General features: G+C 41.0%; 15 protein-coding genes. All 15 read left to right on the top strand.

The features are described from left to right. Positions 1 to 11 precede the first annotated feature (11 nt). The 15 genes from rpoN to atpB all read left to right on the top strand — a co-directional run bounded on the left by rpoN (position 12) and on the right by atpB (position 19,487). Positions 12 to 1,331, top strand: a complete 1,320-nt coding sequence (gene rpoN / locus IGI94_RS12145; RefSeq protein WP_185932222.1) for an RNA polymerase factor sigma-54 — start codon at positions 12 to 14, stop codon at positions 1,329 to 1,331. A 246-nt stretch (positions 1,332 to 1,577) separates the two neighbouring features. Then, positions 1,578 to 2,615, top strand: a complete 1,038-nt coding sequence (locus IGI94_RS12140; protein WP_005228675.1) for a sugar-binding transcriptional regulator — start codon at positions 1,578 to 1,580, stop codon at positions 2,613 to 2,615. A gap of 40 nt (positions 2,616 to 2,655) precedes the next feature. Further along, positions 2,656 to 3,657, top strand: a complete 1,002-nt coding sequence (gene gap / locus IGI94_RS12135) for a type I glyceraldehyde-3-phosphate dehydrogenase (RefSeq protein WP_008380858.1) — start codon at positions 2,656 to 2,658, stop codon at positions 3,655 to 3,657. A 99-nt stretch (positions 3,658 to 3,756) separates the two neighbouring features. Beyond that, positions 3,757 to 4,947 carry a phosphoglycerate kinase gene (locus IGI94_RS12130; RefSeq protein WP_005234355.1) on the top strand — a complete coding sequence of 397 codons (1,191 nt, stop codon included), beginning with the start codon at positions 3,757 to 3,759 and terminating at the stop codon, positions 4,945 to 4,947. A gap of 63 nt (positions 4,948 to 5,010) precedes the next feature. After that, the gene (gene tpiA, locus IGI94_RS12125; RefSeq protein ID WP_008380860.1) at positions 5,011 to 5,766 is read left to right on the top strand and encodes a triose-phosphate isomerase; all 756 of its coding nucleotides are present in this window, start codon (positions 5,011 to 5,013) and stop codon (positions 5,764 to 5,766) included. Positions 5,767 to 5,878: 112 nt separating this feature from the next. Next, positions 5,879 to 7,180, top strand: coding sequence for a surface-displayed alpha-enolase (eno, locus tag IGI94_RS12120; RefSeq protein WP_005234360.1), 1,302 nt, complete (start codon positions 5,879 to 5,881; stop codon positions 7,178 to 7,180). Positions 7,181 to 7,508: 328 nt separating this feature from the next. Next, positions 7,509 to 8,564, top strand: a complete 1,056-nt coding sequence (locus tag IGI94_RS12115) for a hypothetical protein (RefSeq protein ID WP_008380861.1) — start codon at positions 7,509 to 7,511, stop codon at positions 8,562 to 8,564. 525 nt (positions 8,565 to 9,089) lie between these two features. After that, positions 9,090 to 12,977: a Cna B-type domain-containing protein gene (locus tag IGI94_RS12110; RefSeq protein WP_438899823.1), complete on the top strand. Its 3,888-nt coding sequence runs from the start codon at positions 9,090 to 9,092 to the stop codon at positions 12,975 to 12,977. A gap of 144 nt (positions 12,978 to 13,121) precedes the next feature. Continuing rightward, a complete protein-coding gene (locus IGI94_RS12105; protein WP_429960554.1) occupies positions 13,122 to 14,078 on the top strand; it encodes an alpha/beta hydrolase in 957 nt (318 codons plus the stop codon). A gap of 17 nt (positions 14,079 to 14,095) precedes the next feature. Continuing rightward, positions 14,096 to 14,368, top strand: coding sequence for a GNAT family N-acetyltransferase (locus IGI94_RS12100; RefSeq protein ID WP_005234370.1), 273 nt, complete (start codon positions 14,096 to 14,098; stop codon positions 14,366 to 14,368). 156 nt (positions 14,369 to 14,524) lie between these two features. Continuing rightward, entirely contained in the window at positions 14,525 to 14,761 is a 237-nt protein-coding gene (gene secG / locus IGI94_RS12095; protein ID WP_005228700.1) for a preprotein translocase subunit SecG, read from the top strand. A 123-nt stretch (positions 14,762 to 14,884) separates the two neighbouring features. Continuing rightward, complete coding sequence (locus IGI94_RS12090; RefSeq protein WP_005234371.1) at positions 14,885 to 15,637, top strand: alpha/beta hydrolase; 753 nt, start codon at positions 14,885 to 14,887, stop codon at positions 15,635 to 15,637. Positions 15,638 to 15,640: 3 nt separating this feature from the next. Continuing rightward, entirely contained in the window at positions 15,641 to 18,001 is a 2,361-nt protein-coding gene (gene rnr, locus IGI94_RS12085) for a ribonuclease R (RefSeq protein WP_438899822.1), read from the top strand. A gap of 15 nt (positions 18,002 to 18,016) precedes the next feature. Continuing rightward, positions 18,017 to 18,475 (top strand): SsrA-binding protein SmpB, encoded by a 459-nt coding sequence (smpB, locus tag IGI94_RS12080; RefSeq protein ID WP_008380870.1) that lies wholly within the window; start codon positions 18,017 to 18,019, stop codon positions 18,473 to 18,475. A gap of 292 nt (positions 18,476 to 18,767) precedes the next feature. Further along, positions 18,768 to 19,487 (top strand): F0F1 ATP synthase subunit A, encoded by a 720-nt coding sequence (gene atpB / locus IGI94_RS12075; protein WP_008380872.1) that lies wholly within the window; start codon positions 18,768 to 18,770, stop codon positions 19,485 to 19,487. Positions 19,488 to 19,518: the final 31 nt, after the last annotated feature.

Here is a 19,518-nt window from a genome sequence, read left to right as displayed (position 1 = left end):
CAAGAGGTAGAATGATGAAATTTCAACAGCAATTTTCACAACAACAAAAACAGACGCAAAAGCTTGCTATGACGCAGAAATTACAGCAATCGATCCAAGTGCTGCAATTTTCCGCAGACGAATTATTGTCCTTCATAGATAACCAGGCATTAGAAAATCCGTTGATTGATCTGGGGGAATATGATTCGCCCATCACACCAAGCAAGAGCAGCGGCTCGTCAGAACAAATAATGGATTACTTAAGCCAGATCCCTGATCAGCACACGTCTTTATTCGAACACCTCATTGATCAAGTTCATTTAAATTACCGCGACACCTTTTTGCGGACGATCGTTTTATTTTTAGTCGAGTACATTGATTTAAACGGCTTTTTGACGATTGATTTGGAAGAAGCTGGGAAGCTTGTCGGGGGGACGCCGATCCAAATGCTTGATGCTTTAACCTTGATCCAGCAACTGGATCCGGCAGGAGTCGGTGCTCGTGATCTAAGAGAGTGTTTGATGCTGCAAACGGAAAGAGATGACTATGCGCCGCCAATGGCTTATCTCATTTTAGAAGAATTCTTCACGGAAATGGCAGAGCGCAAGTGGGACAAAATCAGCAAAGCGCTGCAGATTCCATTAACTGAGATTCAAAAGGTCTTTGATTATGTTCAAACATTGACCCCCACACCAGGGGCGGCGTTTGGGTCGACCGATGGGCTTTACATCGTTCCTGACCTGCGAGTGACGGTTGAAAAAGGACAACCGATCGTGAAATCAAACAAACGCGCCTTACCAGAAGTTCGCTTTCAGCAACAGTACTTTGACCAATTGAAGCAAAGCGGTGATCCAGAAGTCTTAAGTTATTTAGACAATAAAGCCCAAGAGTTCGAGTGGTTAAAGAAGACCTTGCTGCAACGAGGGGATACCATCTATCGTGTCGGGGTGCAGATCGTTGCGCGGCAAAAGGAGTTTTTTACTCAACCAGATCGACCATTAAAGCCATTGGTTTTAAGAGAAGTTGCCGAAGAATTAGGAATTCATGAATCAACGGTCAGCCGGGCAGTCAATGGGAAATACTTGGAAACCTCCTTTGGGGTGTTTGAATTAAAACTATTTTTTGGACAGAAAGTTTCGACGCAAGAAAGCGGTGATGACCTGACGACGGCATCAATCAAACAGCAGCTAAAAGCACTGATCGATGAAGAAAATAAAAACAAACCATTGTCAGACCAAAAGTTGACAGATGCCCTCAAAGCCCAAGGCATCGATATTTCTAGACGAACGGTGGCAAAGTATCGTGAAGCCATGAATATCCCTGGTTCTTCCAAGAGGAAACGATTCGAGTAAAGCAAAACTTACTATTAACGATGAGTAGGGAAGGCAGCAAAGCCTTTCCTTTTTTTATGGATCCTTTCCTCTTTTTCAAATTATGACGATTTTATGAAAAGCAAGATTTTGTGACTGAAATAGTTGCGTATCAAGGCGATAAGTGCTACTATTATTGGTGTAGGAAACAGATTTAAATTTTTTTTGCAATCGATGGGTCATTTTAAGTCATTGTAGGACGAAAATTGTCCAACGGGAGGATATAAAATGCTCGATGAATTAAAATTGATTGAGGCAATCACCCCGGATATTCTCGCTGTACTCCAGGAACGTTACCGTATCTTAAGAAATATTTATTGGATGCAGCCCGTTGGCCGCCGGACACTTTCGGAAAGTTTATCAATGACGGAACGCGTGTTGAGGACGGAAACAGATATCCTTAAAAAGCTGAAACTGATCGACTCTTCAAAAAGCGGCATGCAATTGACCGCCTACGGAGAAGAAGTGTACACGAAGATTGGTGCACTGATGGATCAGCTGTTCGGAATGCACCAAATCGAGAAACGATTATCAGAGACCTTTGGCATCGAACGTTGTTTGATTGCGAGCGGCGATGGTGATCGACAACCGAAAGTTATTGCTGAATTTGGCCAGTTGCTGAATGAATCGTTGGATCTCTTATTGCCAGAAGGCAAAAACACCATCGCAGTAATGGGAGGGACGACAATGGCGAAAGTTGCCGAGGAATTGGGTAATTTGGAAACCGCCAAACGTCATAACTTGTTTGTTCCAGCCCGTGGTGGTATCGGAGAATCAGTCAACGTGCAAGCAAACTCTGTCAGCTCGGTGATGGCAATGCAGACAAATGGCGATTATCGCTCCTTGTTTGTACCAGAACAATTAAGCATGAACACCTACGAGTTTCTCTTGAAAGAACCCGCCATCGTTGATGTCTTAAACTTGATAAGTCAAGCAAATTGTGTTATTCATAGTATTGGACGGGCGTTGCATATGGCGGCTCGAAGAAAAATGTCAGAACAAGAAATTCTGATGTTGAAACAAAAAAATGCAGTTGCAGAATCCTTTGGGTATTTCTTTAACGAAGCAGGCGAGGTCGTTTACAAAGTTCCTCGAATCGGACTTCAATTAAAAGATTTACAAAAAGTCCCAATCATTTTTGCGGTCGCTGGCGGACAATCAAAAGCCAAAGCGGTCAATGCATACATGAAAAATGCACCAAAACAAACCTGGCTCATCACCGATGAAGCTTGCGCAAATGAGATTTTAAAAGGGGCAACCCTTTAAAATAAATATTTTTATGATTTTCATAAGGAGGAAATCTTAAATGACAGTTAAAGTAGGTATTAATGGATTTGGACGTATCGGACGCTTAGCATTTCGTCGTATCCAAGAAGTAGAAGGAATCGAAGTTGTGGCTATCAATGACTTAACAGACGCTAAAATGTTAGCTCACTTGTTAAAATATGATACAACACAAGGACGTTTCAACGGTACAGTTGAAGTTCACGAAGGTTCATTCAATGTGAACGGAAACGAAATCAAAGTTTTAGCTAACCGCAACCCTGAAGAATTGCCTTGGGGCGAACTAGGTGTTGAAATCGTGTTAGAATGTACTGGATTCTTCACTTCTAAAGCAGCTGCTGAAAAACATTTAACAGCTGGTGCAAAACGTGTAGTTATCTCAGCTCCTGGTGGAAACGATGTTCCAACAATCGTTTACAACACAAACCATGAAACTTTAACAGGTGAAGAAACAGTTATCTCTGGTGCTTCATGTACAACAAACTGTTTAGCTCCTATGGCGAAAACATTGAACGACAAATTTGGTGTGATTGAAGGATTAATGACTACAATCCATGCTTACACAGGTGACCAAATGACTCTAGACGGACCACACCCTAAAGGTGACTTCCGCCGTGCCCGTGCTGCTGCTGCAAACATCGTGCCTAACTCAACTGGTGCTGCTAAAGCGATCGGCTTAGTAATCCCAGAATTGAACGGCAAATTAGATGGTGCTGCTCAACGTGTTCCTGTTGCAACTGGTTCATTAACTGAATTAGTTACTGTTCTTGACAAAGAAGTAACTGTTGATGAAATCAATGCAGCAATGAAAGAAGCTTCAAACGAATCTTACGGTTACAACACAGACGAAATCGTTTCTTCTGATATCGTTGGTATGACTTACGGTTCATTATTTGATGCAACTCAAACAAAAGTTATGACTGTTGGCGACAAACAATTAGTTAAAACTGTTGCTTGGTACGACAATGAAATGTCATACACTGCACAATTAGTACGTACTTTAGAATACTTCGCTAACCTATAAGAGTTGCGAACGACTTTAATTTAAACCATCGCAAGAGAAAGCGGGGAAGCATCGCGCTTCTCCGCTTTTTTTAACAATTATGCTAGGAGGAATCTGTTCATGGCTAAAATGACAGTTCAAGATATCGATTTAAAAGATAAAAAAGTTCTTGTACGTGTGGACTTCAACGTTCCATTGAAAGATGGAGTGATCGGAGATGATACACGGATCAAAGCAGCATTACCAACAATCAATTATGTGATCGAAAACGGCGGAAAAGCAATTCTTTTCTCACACTTAGGTCGTGTGAAAGAAGAAGCAGATAAAGCTGGAAAATCTTTAGCGCCAGTTGCGAAACGTCTTGGCGAATTGTTAGGCAAAGAAGTAACATTCGTTGATGAAACCCGCGGCGAAAAATTAGAAGCAGCGATCAACAACATGCAAGATGGCGATGTCGTTGTTTTTGAAAACACTCGTTTCGAAGACATCGATGGCAAAAAAGAAAGCAAAAACGATCCTGAACTAGGCAAATACTGGGCTTCTTTAGGCGATGTTTTTGTAAATGATGCCTTTGGTACCGCACACCGCGCACACGCTTCAAACGTAGGGATCGCTTCAACAGGTATCCCAACAGTTGCTGGTTTCTTAATGGAAAAAGAAATCAAATTCATCGGGGAAGCAGTCGAAGAACCAAAACGTCCAATGATCGCGATTCTTGGTGGAGCAAAAGTATCTGATAAAATCGGCGTAATCGAAAACTTGATTCCTAAAGCAGACAAAATCTTGATCGGCGGCGGAATGACGTATACGTTCTACAAAGCAAAAGGCATGGAAATCGGTAATTCTCTTGTGGAAGCAGATAAAGTAGAATTAGCAAAAGAATTGATCGAAAAAGCTGGCGATAAATTAGTATTACCAGTTGATTCAATCACTGCTGCTGAATTTTCAAATGATGTCCCAACAGAAGAACATACTGGTGATGTTCCTGAAGGACAAATGGGCTTAGATATCGGACCTGAAACCATCGCTTTGTTTGCTGAAACATTAAAAGGCGCAAAAACAGTCGTTTGGAACGGACCTATGGGTGTGTTTGAAATGTCTAACTTCGCAAACGGTACGATTGGTGTTTGTGAAGCAATTGCCAACCTTGAAGATGCAACAACGATCATCGGTGGCGGTGACTCTGCAGCTGCAGCAGAACAATTAGGGTTTGCTGACAAATTTACCCACATCTCAACAGGTGGCGGTGCCAGCCTTGAATTGCTAGAAGGAAAAACACTTCCTGGCCTAGCTGCGATCAACGATAAATAATCAATGACAAGCCGTGCAAAGAACTTTCTTTGCACGCTTGATAACGAAAAGGAGTGCCAGAACATGCGCAAACCAATTATTGCCGGAAACTGGAAAATGAACAAAACTGCGAAAGAAGCAAAAGAATTTGCTGAAGCAGTCAAAACAAAAATTCCTAGCAACGAGACAGTTGACTCTGTGATCGGTTCGCCAGCTTTATTCTTAGAAACATTAGTGAATGCTGCTGAAGGAACAGAATTAAAAATTGCTGCTCAAAACAGCTACTGGGAAAATGAAGGTGCCTTTACTGGCGAAACTTCACCAGCAGCTTTAGCAGATCTAGGTGTTGACTATGTCATCATTGGTCATTCAGAACGTCGTGAATACTTCCATGAGACAGATGAAGACATCAACAAAAAAGCCAAAGCAATCTTTGCAAACGGCATGATTCCAATCCTATGCTGTGGTGAATCTTTAGAAACCTATGAAGCTGGCAAAACAGCGGAGTGGATCGAAGGACAAATCACTGCTGGCTTAGACGGTTTAACAGACGGTCAAGTAAGTAATCTTGTGATTGCTTACGAACCAATCTGGGCGATCGGTACTGGTAAATCTGCGGATGCAAACATCGCAGACGAAATTTGTGGCGTTGTCCGCAAAACCGTTGAAAAATTATACGGCAAAGAAGTTTCAGACAGCGTACGTATTCAATACGGCGGCTCTGTAAAGCCTGAAAACATTGCTGAATACATGGCAAAAGAAAATGTTGACGGAGCATTAGTTGGCGGCGCAAGCTTGCAAGCTGATTCATTCCTAGCATTATTAGATGCTGTAAAATAATTTCATTTTCATGAAAATAACATTTGCAGAATCGTCATTTTTTCAATACAATTAAGTTGTTCGCAAGGGGCATTCCCCTTAAGATAAAACAAACTCAAAGGAGAGACAAAACATGTCAATTATTACTGATGTTTACGCACGCGAAGTCTTAGACTCACGTGGTAACCCAACTATCGAAGTAGAAGTCTACACAGAATCAGGTGCTTTCGGCCGCGGAATGGTTCCTTCAGGAGCTTCAACAGGTGAACACGAAGCAGTTGAATTACGTGATGGCGACAAAGCTCGTTATGGCGGTAAAGGTGTAACGAAAGCAGTTGACAATGTAAATAACATCATTGCAGAAGCTATCATCGGCTACGATGTCCGTGACCAAATGGCTATCGATAAAGCAATGATCGCTTTAGACGGAACTCCTAACAAAGGCAAATTAGGCGCAAACGCGATTCTTGGTGTTTCTATCGCTGTTGCTCGTGCAGCTGCTGATTACCTAGAAGTACCTTTATACCACTACTTAGGCGGATTCAATACAAAAGTATTGCCAACTCCTATGATGAACATCATCAACGGTGGTTCTCACTCTGACGCACCAATCGCTTTCCAAGAATTCATGATCTTGCCTGTAGGCGCACCTACATTCAAAGAAGGCTTACGTTGGGGTACTGAAGTATTCCACGCTTTGAAATCAATCTTGTCTAAACGTGGTTTAGAAACTTCAGTAGGTGACGAAGGTGGTTTCGCTCCTCGTTTTGAAGGAACTGAAGACGGTGTTGAAACAATCTTAGAAGCAATCAAAGCTGCTGGTTTAGAACCAGGTAAAGATGTATACCTAGGATTTGACTGTGCATCATCAGAATTCTACGAAAACGGTGTTTACGACTACTCTAAATTTGAAGGCGAAAACGGCGTAAAACGTACTGCTGCTGAACAAGTTGACTACTTAGAAGAATTAGTTAACAAATACCCAATCATCACTATCGAAGACGGTATGGATGAAAATGACTGGGATGGTTGGAAACTATTAACTGAACGCTTAGGCGACAAAGTTCAATTAGTAGGGGATGACTTGTTTGTTACAAATACTGAAATCCTTGAAAAAGGAATCAAAAATGGTATCGGTAACTCAATCCTTATCAAAGTTAACCAAATCGGTACATTGACGGAAACATTCAATGCAATCGAAATGGCGAAAGAAGCTGGTTACACTGCAGTAGTTTCTCACCGTTCAGGTGAAACAGAAGATTCAACAATCTCTGATATCGCTGTTGCAACAAACGCTGGCCAAATCAAAACTGGTTCTCTTTCACGTACTGACCGTATTGCAAAATACAACCAATTGCTACGTATCGAAGACCAACTTGGTGAAGTTGCTGAATACAAAGGCTTGCAAGCTTTCTACAACTTAAAAAATAAATAATCTTAGCTTAATCAAACGTTGTCGTTTGGCTGAACTGAAATGATGGTAAAGTCCCCTCATGTGTAAATGACATGAGGGGACTTTTTTACTTACAATTCACGGATCAGGGAGTTTAGCTGAAACAGGTCAACAAAACTGGTTGGTAGATTTATTTAAGTAAAAACCGTGGATTGGTTTTGCTTCATTCAAATTTCGTGAACACTTATTTTTTGATTAACTTTTAATCTGATAAAATTTTCACAGGAATCAAAGTGGAAAAAGAGTTTTTTCGGTATGCTAATTGTATGATAGACTATAGGAAAACTTAGTATTTTAGGAGAGAATGCTGATGAAAAAATTGTACATAAATAATGTAGTATCAAAGGAAGTAGAACATATTGTTTCGGCTGCAGGAATTATTGACCTATTTCCAAAAGAAGTGATCCTCCAGTATAATTGGCTGATTACCGATTATTCAGGTGACATAAGTATTTTGCATTCGATTGAAAAGAAGAAAAATGGAAAGTCGCTTATTTGGCTGAGCGGCCATAATTTATTGGATGCAATCAAAGATACTTATCTTTATGAAGGGGTGCTAACTGGTTTTTTACCCAGCATTTCTTTGGATGATCTTTTGATCTTTGATTCTTATCCTGAGTGGGAAGGCTGGAATCGTGATGTAGATCTTCCGTACGTTCAGCATCCATTAGGCAGCTTAGAATTAATCATTGATGATGGTAGCTCATATTCTGTCGTTACAGACGATACAGATCTATTGGTATATATAGAAAAGCATTGTAAGGATATAGCTGTGTCTGATTCATGTGATGAAAGACCAGACAGATCGTTTGGCGATCTTTATAGTCAACAGTTGCTACCCACAACTGTTGGCAACTGGTGGTTAACCTTTAACGGGGAGCCGATTTCTTTTAAAGTAATCGATGGTCATAGCAATTTTTCGAGTGACTACGGTGAAAGTCATCCAGATTGGGTCAGCGAAATAATCGGTCGCTTTATCTTATTGCCTAATTTAAAAATGATCAAAGGGAAGGGAAAACTTGAGATAAAAACGAATCTTCCTCGACACTCTTTCCGTGATTTTGAAATCGTTAGTGGGCAAAGATACTATGGCGCGCAATATTTGTTAAAAAAATCTGCCAATAACCTTAATTTTGCTGTAACTCAATATTATGACGATGAGTGTTTCCTGAAAAAATCCGGGGGTGTATATCAACTTGACAGATCTGACTCGGGATTCCCAGCTTATTATATTGAGGGGAATCAAAGTCCAGCTGATTTAAGATTTTGTTTGTCATGGGGTGCATTGGCTACTGCGGATTCTTTGTCCTTGGATGTGGCTTGTGACTTTGATCAAGAGGAGATTGTTCAAACTTTTAGTAATTAAAAGTGAATGAAAGCTATATAGAAAAAATCTGTTTCTAGTAGATGAACAAGGAACAGTTTTTTTCTATAGAATGTAAGTTGAAAAGTTAAGAGAACTTATAAATAGAGGGAAAATAACAATAAGATTTTAAAGAATCTGCTAAAATTTTCGTAACCGAAAATGAAAATAATATGATTGTTTATGAAAATTTTCATTTTCAGTTTACAATTATTTTTTTTTGACAAGTGAAATTTTAGCGAGTAGCCAATCACTCCTGGTGTTTAAGAGTTTTCAATTAAAGAACTTTTATCACAAACAAAAGATTCTTTCTGGATTTTGAGTATTTATCATGAAAAAAATATTCTATTGTTTTTCAAACAAAAGAAATCCTATTTCATTTTCACAAATTTCCTTGAGAGCAGGACCCATTTTTCGGTTTTTGCTCTCATTTTTCTCACAGAATCAAAATTTGGGTCATTTTGCATTTTCTCTTTTTTCCGATTAGGATAATCACCTGAGTAAAATTTGTTGTTTGGAGGAAGAGAAATGTGTACTTATGTGAAAAAAATAGCTTACCCAATGTTCATGCTGTCCTTACTTATGTTATCCTATTTGGCGCCTTTATTATCAGTCATCACAGCCAATGCGGACACCGAGGAGAATCCCAAAACAATCCTATTTCAAAACGAAAAGGGCACAGCGCAAGTGACCTCATTACCAGATCCTACGACAGGAGAAATCACTTGGACGATCGAGGTAGAAAAAAATCAACAAGCAGCAGCTAATCAACTAGCATTCAGCTTGAGTGAAGGGGAACAAACGGTTCTGCCGAACTCGATTCAAAGCAGCGGCACGCCATTTACATATGATCCGCAAAGACAGCAGCTGATGGAAGAAACCGCTAGCAGTTCTTTTAGCCAAATGACGCTAACGTTTCAAACAAAAAGTCTTCAAACATTGACAATCAAATCCGCCTTTCTTCAAACAGATGAAAAAAATGGACAAGTGAAAGAAGACATCATCAACACAACAGATGTAGCAGTTGTTCTACCTGAAAATGAATCCACAGAAGCAACGAGTACAGAAGCCGTACTTTCTGATACTCAGGATCAAACAGAGGCTTCTGAAAAAAAGGTTGTAACAACAAGCAACGAGTCACAACAACAAACGGCGTCAAATACTGCATCAAAAACCATAGAATCAACGCCTGATACCCAAGCAAGTGCGCCAGCAGCTTCACAACTTTCAAGTGGGGGCATTTTTAAAAATGATGTTCCTGAAGTTGATGACGCACTTCTAGGAGAAGCGCAATATTTTCATATTTTTGCTAACCATGCGACGCTAAATACACACACGAACGGAAATTTGGCCGTTGGTGAATTAAACGGAAATGTCAATTTTGGGACCAGTATTCAGGATGGTTCTTTGCCAACAGAAATCAATTATATTCAAAAAGTCAATACGATCGCAAATTCTTCCTTTGTGTCAGGAACTGATAGCAGAAAAAACAAAGTTGTCTTTGGCCCATCAGTCACAGTAGATTTAGCAGATCAAAATCAACAACCTGCCGTTTTTGTAAATGGACAGAGAATGGATCACTTGAAAACTTCCGAAGTTTTCCAAGATCAATCCGCAAGTGAACCGTATATAGATTTTAAAAAGGTATTTTCAACGTTACAGGCGACGTCAGAAAGGCTAGGAGCCTATCCGCAAACACCCGGTGTAACCAAAGACTTTACTGATAATAATCAGCGGGTCATCAATACCGCCCGTGCTGAAAATGATACACAAGAGGTTGTGTTGACCTTAACGGATGAACAAGGAAACCCGCTTGATGACGGTGTTTACGAACTTCAAAATAAAAAGACACATAAAGAGGTTGATGAAGAGGTCACAAATGATGATGGCCAAGTAATCGAAACGGATCTTCCAGAAGGGGATTATTCCTTTGTTGAAACAGAAGCGCCAGATGGCTATCTAATCGACAAGAAACCAATTTCCTTTTCGGCAGATACTATTGATGAAGAAGATCAAAAGGTAGTCGTTACTCTTTCAAAAACAGAGTTAGAAAAAGATACACCCATTACCATCAAAGGGCTAACAAAAGGCACGTCTCCTGTACTCATCAATGTGGATACCGAAGGAGCAAGTACCGTTAATATCAAGTCGCAAATCAAACTAGAATATACAGATGGCACGACGCGCAATAGTCATGAAACAGAAGCGTTTGATGATGCCGTTATCCTGTGGAATTTTATTAATCAGCCAGAAAATCAAATGCTTTCGATTAATAGTCCCTTCCAAGGAACGATTTTGGCTGTTGGTGATACAGTTGATGTCCACCAAAATGTTGACGGCAGTATCATTGCTGATACGGTATTGGTCAATGCGGAAACCCATCGCTGGGATCTTCAAGCCAATGAAACGGTTGTACCGATAATCAAACTAGCTGCAATGAATCACCTGCTATCTCTTGATACAACGACAGTCAGCGGAACCAAAACGTGGGACGATTATGACAACAAATTTAATACCCGTCCGACAAGCATTACGGTTCAATTATTACAAAACGGTGAAGTGTTCCAAACAAAAACGGTTACCCCGAATAAAGAGGGGGAATGGCATTATGAATTTACCGATCTACCAACAACCGACGAATCTGGTCAGACCTATGACTACGCAATTCAAGAAACACCCGTTGAAGGATACACCACCAAAGTAAATGTCTATGACCTAGTCAACACCTACCGTAATAACGAAACGACAGAAGTATCAGGAACAAAGACATGGAATGACTACGACAACAAGTTCAACACCCGCCCTGAAAGCATCACTGTCAAACTGATTCAAAATGATAAGGAAATCAACAAGCAAGTCGTAAAATCAGATAACCACGGCAACTGGACTTATCGCTTTGATAAGCTGCCAAAATACGACGCCGAAGGAAAAGTGTACACTTACACGATTCAAGAAGAAAATGTTCCAGAATATACCACCAAAGTAAATGGCTATGACCTAGTCAACACCTACCGTAACACCGAAACGACAGAAATATCAGGAACAAAGACATGGAATGACTATGAAAATAAGTTCAATACCCGTCCTGAAAGCATCACTGTCAAACTGATACAAAATGATAAGGAAATCGACAAGCAAGTCGTAAAATCAGATAACCACGGCAACTGGACTTATCGCTTTGATAAGCTGCCAAAATACGACGCCGAAGGAAAAGTGTACACTTACACGATTCAAGAAGAAAATGTTCCAGAATACACCACCAAAGTAAATGGCTATGACCTAGTCAACACCTACCGTAATACCGAAACGACAGAAGTATCAGGAACAAAGACATGGAATGACAACGACAACAAGTTCAATACCCGCCCTGAAAGCATCACTGTCAAGCTGATGCGAAACGGCGAAAAATACGCAGAAAAAAATGTAAAGTCAGATAACCACGGCAACTGGACCTATCGCTTTGATAAGCTGCCAAAATACGATGCCAAAGGAAAAGCCTACACTTACACGATCCAAGAAGAAAAAGTTTCAGGATACACCACCAAAGTAAACGGCTATGACTTAGTCAACACCTACCGTAATAACGAAACGACAGAAGTATCAGGAACAAAGACATGGAATGACTACGACAACAAGTTCAATACCCGTCCAGAGAGTATCACTGTGAAGCTGATGCAAAATGATAAAAAAATTGACAAACAAACCGTAAAAGCAGATAACCAAGGGAACTGGACCTATCGCTTTGAAAATTTGCCTAAGTATGATGAAAAAGGTCAAGCATACACGTACGCGATCCAAGAAGAAAAAGTGCCAGGTTACACTATTAAAGTCAACGGCTATGACCTGGTCAACACCTATCACAATACCGAAACAACGGTAGTATCGGGAACGAAGACGTGGAATGACTATGGCAACAAGTTCAATACGCGGCCGAAGAGTATCACTGTCAAATTGATGCGAAATGATAAAGAAATCGACAAACAAGTCGTAAAAGCAGATAACCAAGGCAACTGGACCTATCGTTTTGAAGATCTGCCAAAATATGATGAGAAAGCTCAAGCGTACACCTATAGCATTCAAGAAGTGGCTGTCAAAGGATACAGGTCAGAAGTCCATGATTATGACTTGATCAATACTTATGTCGAACCTAAAACGCCGAGAACGCCTGAGACACCGGTTGCTCCTAGCGGTCCCAAAGCACCAACACCTTCTGACAAGTCTGATAAACCGAAAAAAATAGCCGGAAACGCCGAGCAAAAGCTGGATGACAAAAAGAACCAGACAGAGCCATCACAGACAGATAATGAAAAAAGATTGCCAAAGACAAACGAGGAATCCTCTTATGAACTAAGTGTTCTTGGAAGTATTTTACTCACCATGATCGCCTTCCTATTCTATAAACAGAAACATATTTAACCAAACAAATCTTTGTACTGCTCCTTCGCTAGAAGTCAGTACAAAGATTTTTTCTTAAAAAAGTATAGGACTTATTTAAGACTTGCGACAAAACTTTGGCTGAAAACCGGTGTAAATGGTAAACTAAAATGAAGGGGGGATCCTATGGTTTGGCTATTGCTACTACTGCTAATTTTTATTTTTTTGGTGTACTATGTATATCGCACGTCTGTGATGAAAAAGGGCGTACGCTATTTTGTTTCGGCAATTATTATGCGTAACAATGAATGGTATGAAAAAGAAGGCAGAAAGAAACTGGGGATTCCATACAAAGAGCGGATCGCGAAAAGCAGTTCGGCTTTTTGGTCACAAGGTTCGGAATGTACGGTAACGACCACCGATGATCTGATCCTGAGAGCAGAAGTCTTTGATCAGTGTGCTAAAACGTGGGTGATCTGCTTGCATGGGTATCGCAGTGATGGGCAAGCAGACTGTCAAGATGCGGCCGAGAAATTCTGGGCTGCGGGTTACAATGTTTTAGTTCCTGATTTGCGTGGACATGGCCGTAGTGAAGGCAAAGAGATCGGCTTAGGGTGGCTAGATCGGATGGATCTGCTTTTGTGGATCGATAAGATTTTGGAAAAAGACCCACAAACCCAAATCTTCCTCTATGGTTTAGGGATGGGAGCGGCGACTTTGCTGCTGGCCAGTGGAGAAGTCATGCCGGTGCAAGTTGCGGGTTTGATCTCAGACAGCAGTTATACGTCCGTTTATAGTGCCATTCGGGCAAGTCTACCACAATTTTCTCGGTTACCCGTCAAGCGCTTTTTGCGATTAGCCAATCGTTACAGTAAACACTTAGTCGGCTACCCCTTCCTACAAATCTCAGTGACCCGACAAGTCGGCAGCAACCATTTACCTGTGCTGTTTTTACAAGGAGAAAAGGATACGTTTCTTTCTGAAAAAGAAATCAATACTTTAATGGAAGCAACGGCTGGTCCGAAACAAAAAGTCCTTTTTCCCAATATGGGACATTTACAGGCAGTTAAAGATGCCCCAGAATATTGGCCAACCGTTTTGCAATTTATTGAGAAGATCAAACAAAAAACAGACATTGTCTGATAGAAAGGGCGAAAACAATGGAAATAAAAGAAGAAAATAAGCGTTTTGCTTTATATGATGGAGAAACAGAAATTGGTGAGATTACATGGCAAGAAACACCAGATGATGTACTTGAAGTTGATCACACCTTCGTCAACCCTGATTATCGTGGACAGCAATTGGCGCAAAAATTGCTCAAAGCAGTTGTTGAAAAAGCACGACGGGAAGAGAAAAAAATTATGCCTGTCTGCTCCTTTGCGGTCAAAGAGTTCAAAGAAAAACCAGAATATGATGACGTACTCGTTCGCTGATTTGAACGAAAGCGATCTATGAGAAAAAGGCTGTCAGAAAGGACAGTCTTTTTTTTAAACCGTCACGCAACGAGCAATGACAAAAAGGGAGTAGTAATTTCTAGCGGAAAATGCTAAAATAGAAAGGACGACTTTAGCAAGCAAGGAGGAGCTAACGTGTATAATATCTTATTAACTGCTGTAATTGTTATTTCGATTTTAATGGTCATTACGATCATGATGCAGCCTAGCAAGCAAAATAGTGCAGCTAGTGCCTTTACTGGCGGTGCGGATCAATTGTTTGGTAAGCAAAAAGCCCGTGGATTTGAAGCAGTGATGCAGCGCTCAACGGCCATTTTAGGGTTTGTTTGGATGGTCTTGCTCTTTATTTTGGCTTTTCTTTCATCAAACTAATCATTTTGCTAGCGAACCTCTCGTAAAGAGAGGTTTTTTTCTTTTTAAGGGGAAGATTTTGATCGCATTTGTCGAAGTATTCTTCTTAACTATGGTAGAATTGGACGTGAGGTGAAAGGAAACATGAAAACATTTAATCAACCAAAACCGGTTTTTGCTGAACACGGCAAGCGAGCAGTCATTTTGTTCCATGCCTATTCAGGTAGTCCTAACGATGTGCGTATGCTTTGTCGTTCGTTAGAACAAAAAGACTACACGGTTTATACTCCGATGTTTACTGGACATGGTACGCCCAATCCAGATGATATCTTAAATCAAGGGATGGCTGTTTGGCAGCAGGATGCTGCAGATGCAGTTACTTATGTAAGAGAAAAAGGCTATGAAGAAGTTGCCGTTCTTGGACTTTCGATGGGCGGGATTTTAGCGATGGATCGTTTGACACAAGATCCAACATTGATGGGGGGCGGACTGTTTTGTTCGCCATTATTTGAAACCAAGAATGAAGTGCCAGTCAATTTTGAAAAGTATGCTGAAATGGTCATACCCTATGCTGATTTAGACGAGGCGACCCAAAAAGAAATATTGGCAGAAGTCCCTCGTAAGGTCAGAGAGCAACTGCAAGGAATCGAAACAGTCGGACAAACCACAGCTGGGCATTTAGGGAAAATCGAGCGCCCAGTCTTTCTAGCACAAGCAGGAAAGGATCAAATGATCGATCCACAGACGGTTTTCAAAACAGCAGGGGCACTGTCCCATGTTCCCTATACGCTTCAATGGTATCCCGAAAGCGGTCATGTGGTGACCGTTGGACCAGAACGGAAAAAATTAGAGCAGGATGTGTTTGCTTTCTTAGAAACACTTGCTTGGAAAGAGTGAGTTATGACAGAAACGATTAAAACAAAAATCATTCAGTTTCTCGAAGAAAGCCGCAAAAAAAGTTTTTCAATGGAAGAAATTGCTGAAGGTCTAGGACTTCAAAAAAGTTCAGACTTTAAGAATCTTGTTCAGACAGTAGCGGCGATGGAACGAGAAGGCAGCGTGATTTTTAACAAAAAAGGCAAAGTGAAATTACCCATGAAACGAGTGTTTGTGGAAGGAACCTTCCGTGCCAACGAGCGGGGCTTCGGCTTTGTCACTTTGGATGAAGAAGAAGACGATATTTATATCCCTAAAGAAGCAACAGGCTATGCCATGGACGGCGATACCGTTGCTGTGGACATCGTGCACGTTTCGGATCCTTTCTCAGATCGTGGTGCAGAGGGGAAAGTCGTTGAGATCAAAAAACGGGCCATCAGTCAGTTGGTCGGCGAGTTTACATTATTTGATGAAAAAGAGATCGAAGAGTCGGATCTATATGGCGTTGTTCAGCCTAAAGATAAAAAACTAAGTGAATTAAAGGTGTTTATTGGTGCTCAAGGGATTCGACCTGTAGATGGGAGCATTGTGATCGTTGAAATCAGCCATTACCCAGAAAAAGGTTATTCGAAAAGCTTAGAGGGGTTGATCACGAAAGTTGTAGGACATAAAAACGATCCTGGAATGGATATATTATCGATCGTCGTGGCGAACGGGATTCCAACAAAATTCGAGGAAGAAACCTTAGCAGCGGCAGATGCAGTACCAGATACGATCGATCCTGCCGACTTTCCGGAACGGCGGGATTTACGAGATCAACAGATTGTAACAATCGATGGAGCGGATGCCAAAGATTTGGATGATGCGGTGACCGTAAAAGCATTGCCTGACGGTAGCTTCTATTTGGGCGTGCATATCGCCGATGTTTCTTATTATGTGACCGAAAACAGCGCATTGGATAAAGAAGCGTTTGATCGGGGAACGAGTGTCTATCTTACGGATCGTGTGATTCCGATGATCCCACAGCGTTTATCAAACGGGATCTGTTCGTTGAATCCGAATGTCCCAAGGTTGACTATGAGCTGTGAAATGTGGATCAACCAAGAGGGGATCGTCACAGATTACAATATTTTCCAAAGTATTATTCAAACAAGTGCCCGTATGACGTATCAAGCAGTCAATCAAATCATTGAAGACAATGATCCAGAAACCACCAAAGAATATGCGGAATTAGTACCGATGTTCCATGATATGGCCGCCTTGCATCACGTGTTAGAAGCGATGCGCATCAAACGTGGGGCAGTTTCTTTTGAAGACCGAGAAGCAAAAGTCTTGGTCGATGGAGAAGGACACCCGCAAGAAATCGTTCTACGAGCACGGGGCGTCGGCGAACGATTGATCGAATCATTCATGTTGGCAGCCAATGAAACCGTGGCGCGTCATTTCAATCAGAAGCATTTACCATTTATTTACCGGATCCATGAGGAACCAAAAGAAGAGAAAATGCGACGCTTCTTTGATTTTGCATCTGCTTTAGGGATCGTAGTCAAGCAGACCAATGGCTCGATCTCACCAAAACAATTGCAAAAAGTGGTTGAAGATGTCGCAGATAAGCCAGAGGCAATGGTTGTCAATACAATGCTGCTAAGAAGTATGCAGCAAGCGAAGTATTCAGAAGAAAACGTCGGCCACTATGGTTTGGCAGCGGAAGATTATACCCACTTTACATCACCGATCCGTCGTTATCCCGACTTGATCGTGCATCGTTTGATTCGATCTTACAGTGAAGATGTCTCAGAAGCCAACCAAAACAAATGGGCTGAAATCTTGCCGGACATCGCGCTGCACAGCTCCCAAATGGAACGACGAGCAGTCGATGCAGAAAGAGAAGTCGATGCGCTTAAAAAAGCTGAGTATATGGCCGATAAAGTAGGAGAAGAGTTTGACGGTATCATCAGTTCCGTCGTTAAGTTTGGCTTGTTTATTGAATTGCCTAACACGATTGAAGGGTTGATCCATATCAATAATCTGAAGCAAGATTACTTCCATTATTTGGAAAACCATCTGGCACTTGTGGGTGAACGGACAGGCCTGACCTTTAAAATTGGTCAGAAAGTTCGCATCAAAGTCGTAAAGGCTGATCCAGAAACAAGAGAGATCGATTTCGAACTGGTAGCAGCAGAAGAAGTTGAAAAACTGCAAGCACCAAAAGCCAACAAACGTAACAACAATCAAAAAAATGAAGCTAGCCGCCGTGGAAAAAAACAACGAAACCCTGAGAAAAACCAAGGGAAACGCTTTGAGCAATCAGGCAAAGGCAAGCCGAAAAAAGCTGGCAAAGTGAAAAAGAAAAAACCTTTTTACAAAGGAATCAAGAAAAAATAATTGGAGGGATGGCCCGTGCCTAAAGGAGAAGGGAAATTAATCGCCCAAAACAAAAAGGCCCGCCATGATTACACGATCCTCGATACGATCGAAGCGGGGATCGTCTTACAGGGAACAGAGATCAAAGCGATCCGTAACAGCCGGATCAATTTGAAAGACGGCTTTGTACGCATTCGTAACGGTGAGGCATTCTTAGTCAATGTGCATATCAGTCCTTACGAGCAAGGAAACATTTTTAATCACGATCCATTGCGGACGAGAAAACTGTTGCTACACAAAAAGCAGATCGCTCGTCTGATTGGCGAAACAAAAAATACCGGTATGACGATTGTGCCATTAAAGGTGTATATCAAGGATGGTTATGCCAAAGTTTTGATTGGTTTAGCGAAAGGAAAACGCGAATATGACAAGCGGGAATCCTTGAAACGCAAAGATCAAGAAAGACAAATTGACCGAGTTCTTAGAAATTTCTAATTTTCTAAGAACTTCTTTTAGAATCCGATAGAGGTTATTGCTTTGAAAATCACGCTAAATTTGGTAGCATTTAAGGGAAAGCTGTTGATATAACAGGCTTTTTCTTCCACATAGCGACACGAGGATTTTTCAATTAATTTAGGATTTTTGGCATTGTGAGTTTTTTGTCTAATTTTCTTGAAAATGCTTTGAAATTTTCCATTCGTGGTGGTATGATACCGATTGTTATGAGAGGAAACGCATTGTAACACCAGATTTTTTCTGGAGATGACAGGAAAAGAGGTGAGAAAGATTGGAAGATAAATCGCTTATGTTTCATATCGGTCCTATATGGTTTGATGGAACTGTAGCTATGATGACAATCATTTCTTGTATTATTGTTTTTTTGGTGGTCTTTATTTGTACACGTAACCTGCAAATGAAACCGAAAGGGAAGCAGAACTTCATTGAATGGGTCATTGACTTTGTTCGTGGCATCGTGGCGGACAATCTACCAGGATCTCAAGTGAACAACTTTCATTTGCTCGGTGTAACAATGTTTCTTTTTGTGTTTGTGGCAAATGAGATCGGCTTAGTCACAAAAATCGTGACGACAGATGACATTACCTTATGGAAAAGTCCGACAGCAGACCCGTTTGTTACATTGACACTTGCACTTATGGTTATTTCCTTGACACATTTCTTTGGGATCAAGTCGTTGGGCTTCAAAAATTACTTGATCAATTCGTATCTGAAACCGGTGGGCTTTTTATTGCCGCTAAAAATCATCGAAGAATTTACTAATGTCATCACGTTAGGCTTGCGTTTATATGGAAATATATTCGCTGGTGAAGTGTTATTAGGATTGATTGCCAACATGTTTATTAGTCTTGGTTGGTGGTCATTGCCGATCGTGATGCCGCTAGAAATGATCTGGATTGGCTTCTCGCTCTTTATTGGAGCGATCCAAGCTTATGTATTTGTTACATTGACCATGGTATTTATGAGCCACAAAATCGTGGCAGAACATTAATCGAATCGACATACAATTAGGAGGAAAAAAG

The organism is Enterococcus sp. AZ149, from assembly GCF_051714285.1.
In the GTDB taxonomy this organism is placed as follows: Bacteria; Bacillota; Bacilli; order Lactobacillales; family Enterococcaceae; genus Enterococcus_D; species Enterococcus_D entomosocium.
This window is presented reverse-complemented; position numbering and strand designations above follow the sequence as displayed.

What these genes read in the sequence shown, in the direction of transcription:
- gap (WP_008380858.1), top strand. Translation starts at nt 2,656, where the DNA reads ATGACAGTTAAAGTAGGTATTAATGGATTTGGACGTATCGGACGCTTA.
- rnr (WP_438899822.1), top strand. Translation starts at nt 15,641, where the DNA reads ATGACAGAAACGATTAAAACAAAAATCATTCAGTTTCTCGAAGAAAGC.
- IGI94_RS12100 (WP_005234370.1), top strand. Translation starts at nt 14,096, where the DNA reads ATGGAAATAAAAGAAGAAAATAAGCGTTTTGCTTTATATGATGGAGAA.
- IGI94_RS12130 (WP_005234355.1), top strand. Translation starts at nt 3,757, where the DNA reads ATGGCTAAAATGACAGTTCAAGATATCGATTTAAAAGATAAAAAAGTT.
- eno (WP_005234360.1), top strand. Translation starts at nt 5,879, where the DNA reads ATGTCAATTATTACTGATGTTTACGCACGCGAAGTCTTAGACTCACGT.
- IGI94_RS12105 (WP_429960554.1), top strand. Translation starts at nt 13,122, where the DNA reads ATGGTTTGGCTATTGCTACTACTGCTAATTTTTATTTTTTTGGTGTAC.
- IGI94_RS12110 (WP_438899823.1), top strand. Translation starts at nt 9,090, where the DNA reads ATGTGTACTTATGTGAAAAAAATAGCTTACCCAATGTTCATGCTGTCC.
- tpiA (WP_008380860.1), top strand. Translation starts at nt 5,011, where the DNA reads ATGCGCAAACCAATTATTGCCGGAAACTGGAAAATGAACAAAACTGCG.
- IGI94_RS12140 (WP_005228675.1), top strand. Translation starts at nt 1,578, where the DNA reads ATGCTCGATGAATTAAAATTGATTGAGGCAATCACCCCGGATATTCTC.
- IGI94_RS12115 (WP_008380861.1), top strand. Translation starts at nt 7,509, where the DNA reads ATGAAAAAATTGTACATAAATAATGTAGTATCAAAGGAAGTAGAACAT.
- rpoN (WP_185932222.1), top strand. Translation starts at nt 12, where the DNA reads ATGATGAAATTTCAACAGCAATTTTCACAACAACAAAAACAGACGCAA.
- IGI94_RS12090 (WP_005234371.1), top strand. Translation starts at nt 14,885, where the DNA reads ATGAAAACATTTAATCAACCAAAACCGGTTTTTGCTGAACACGGCAAG.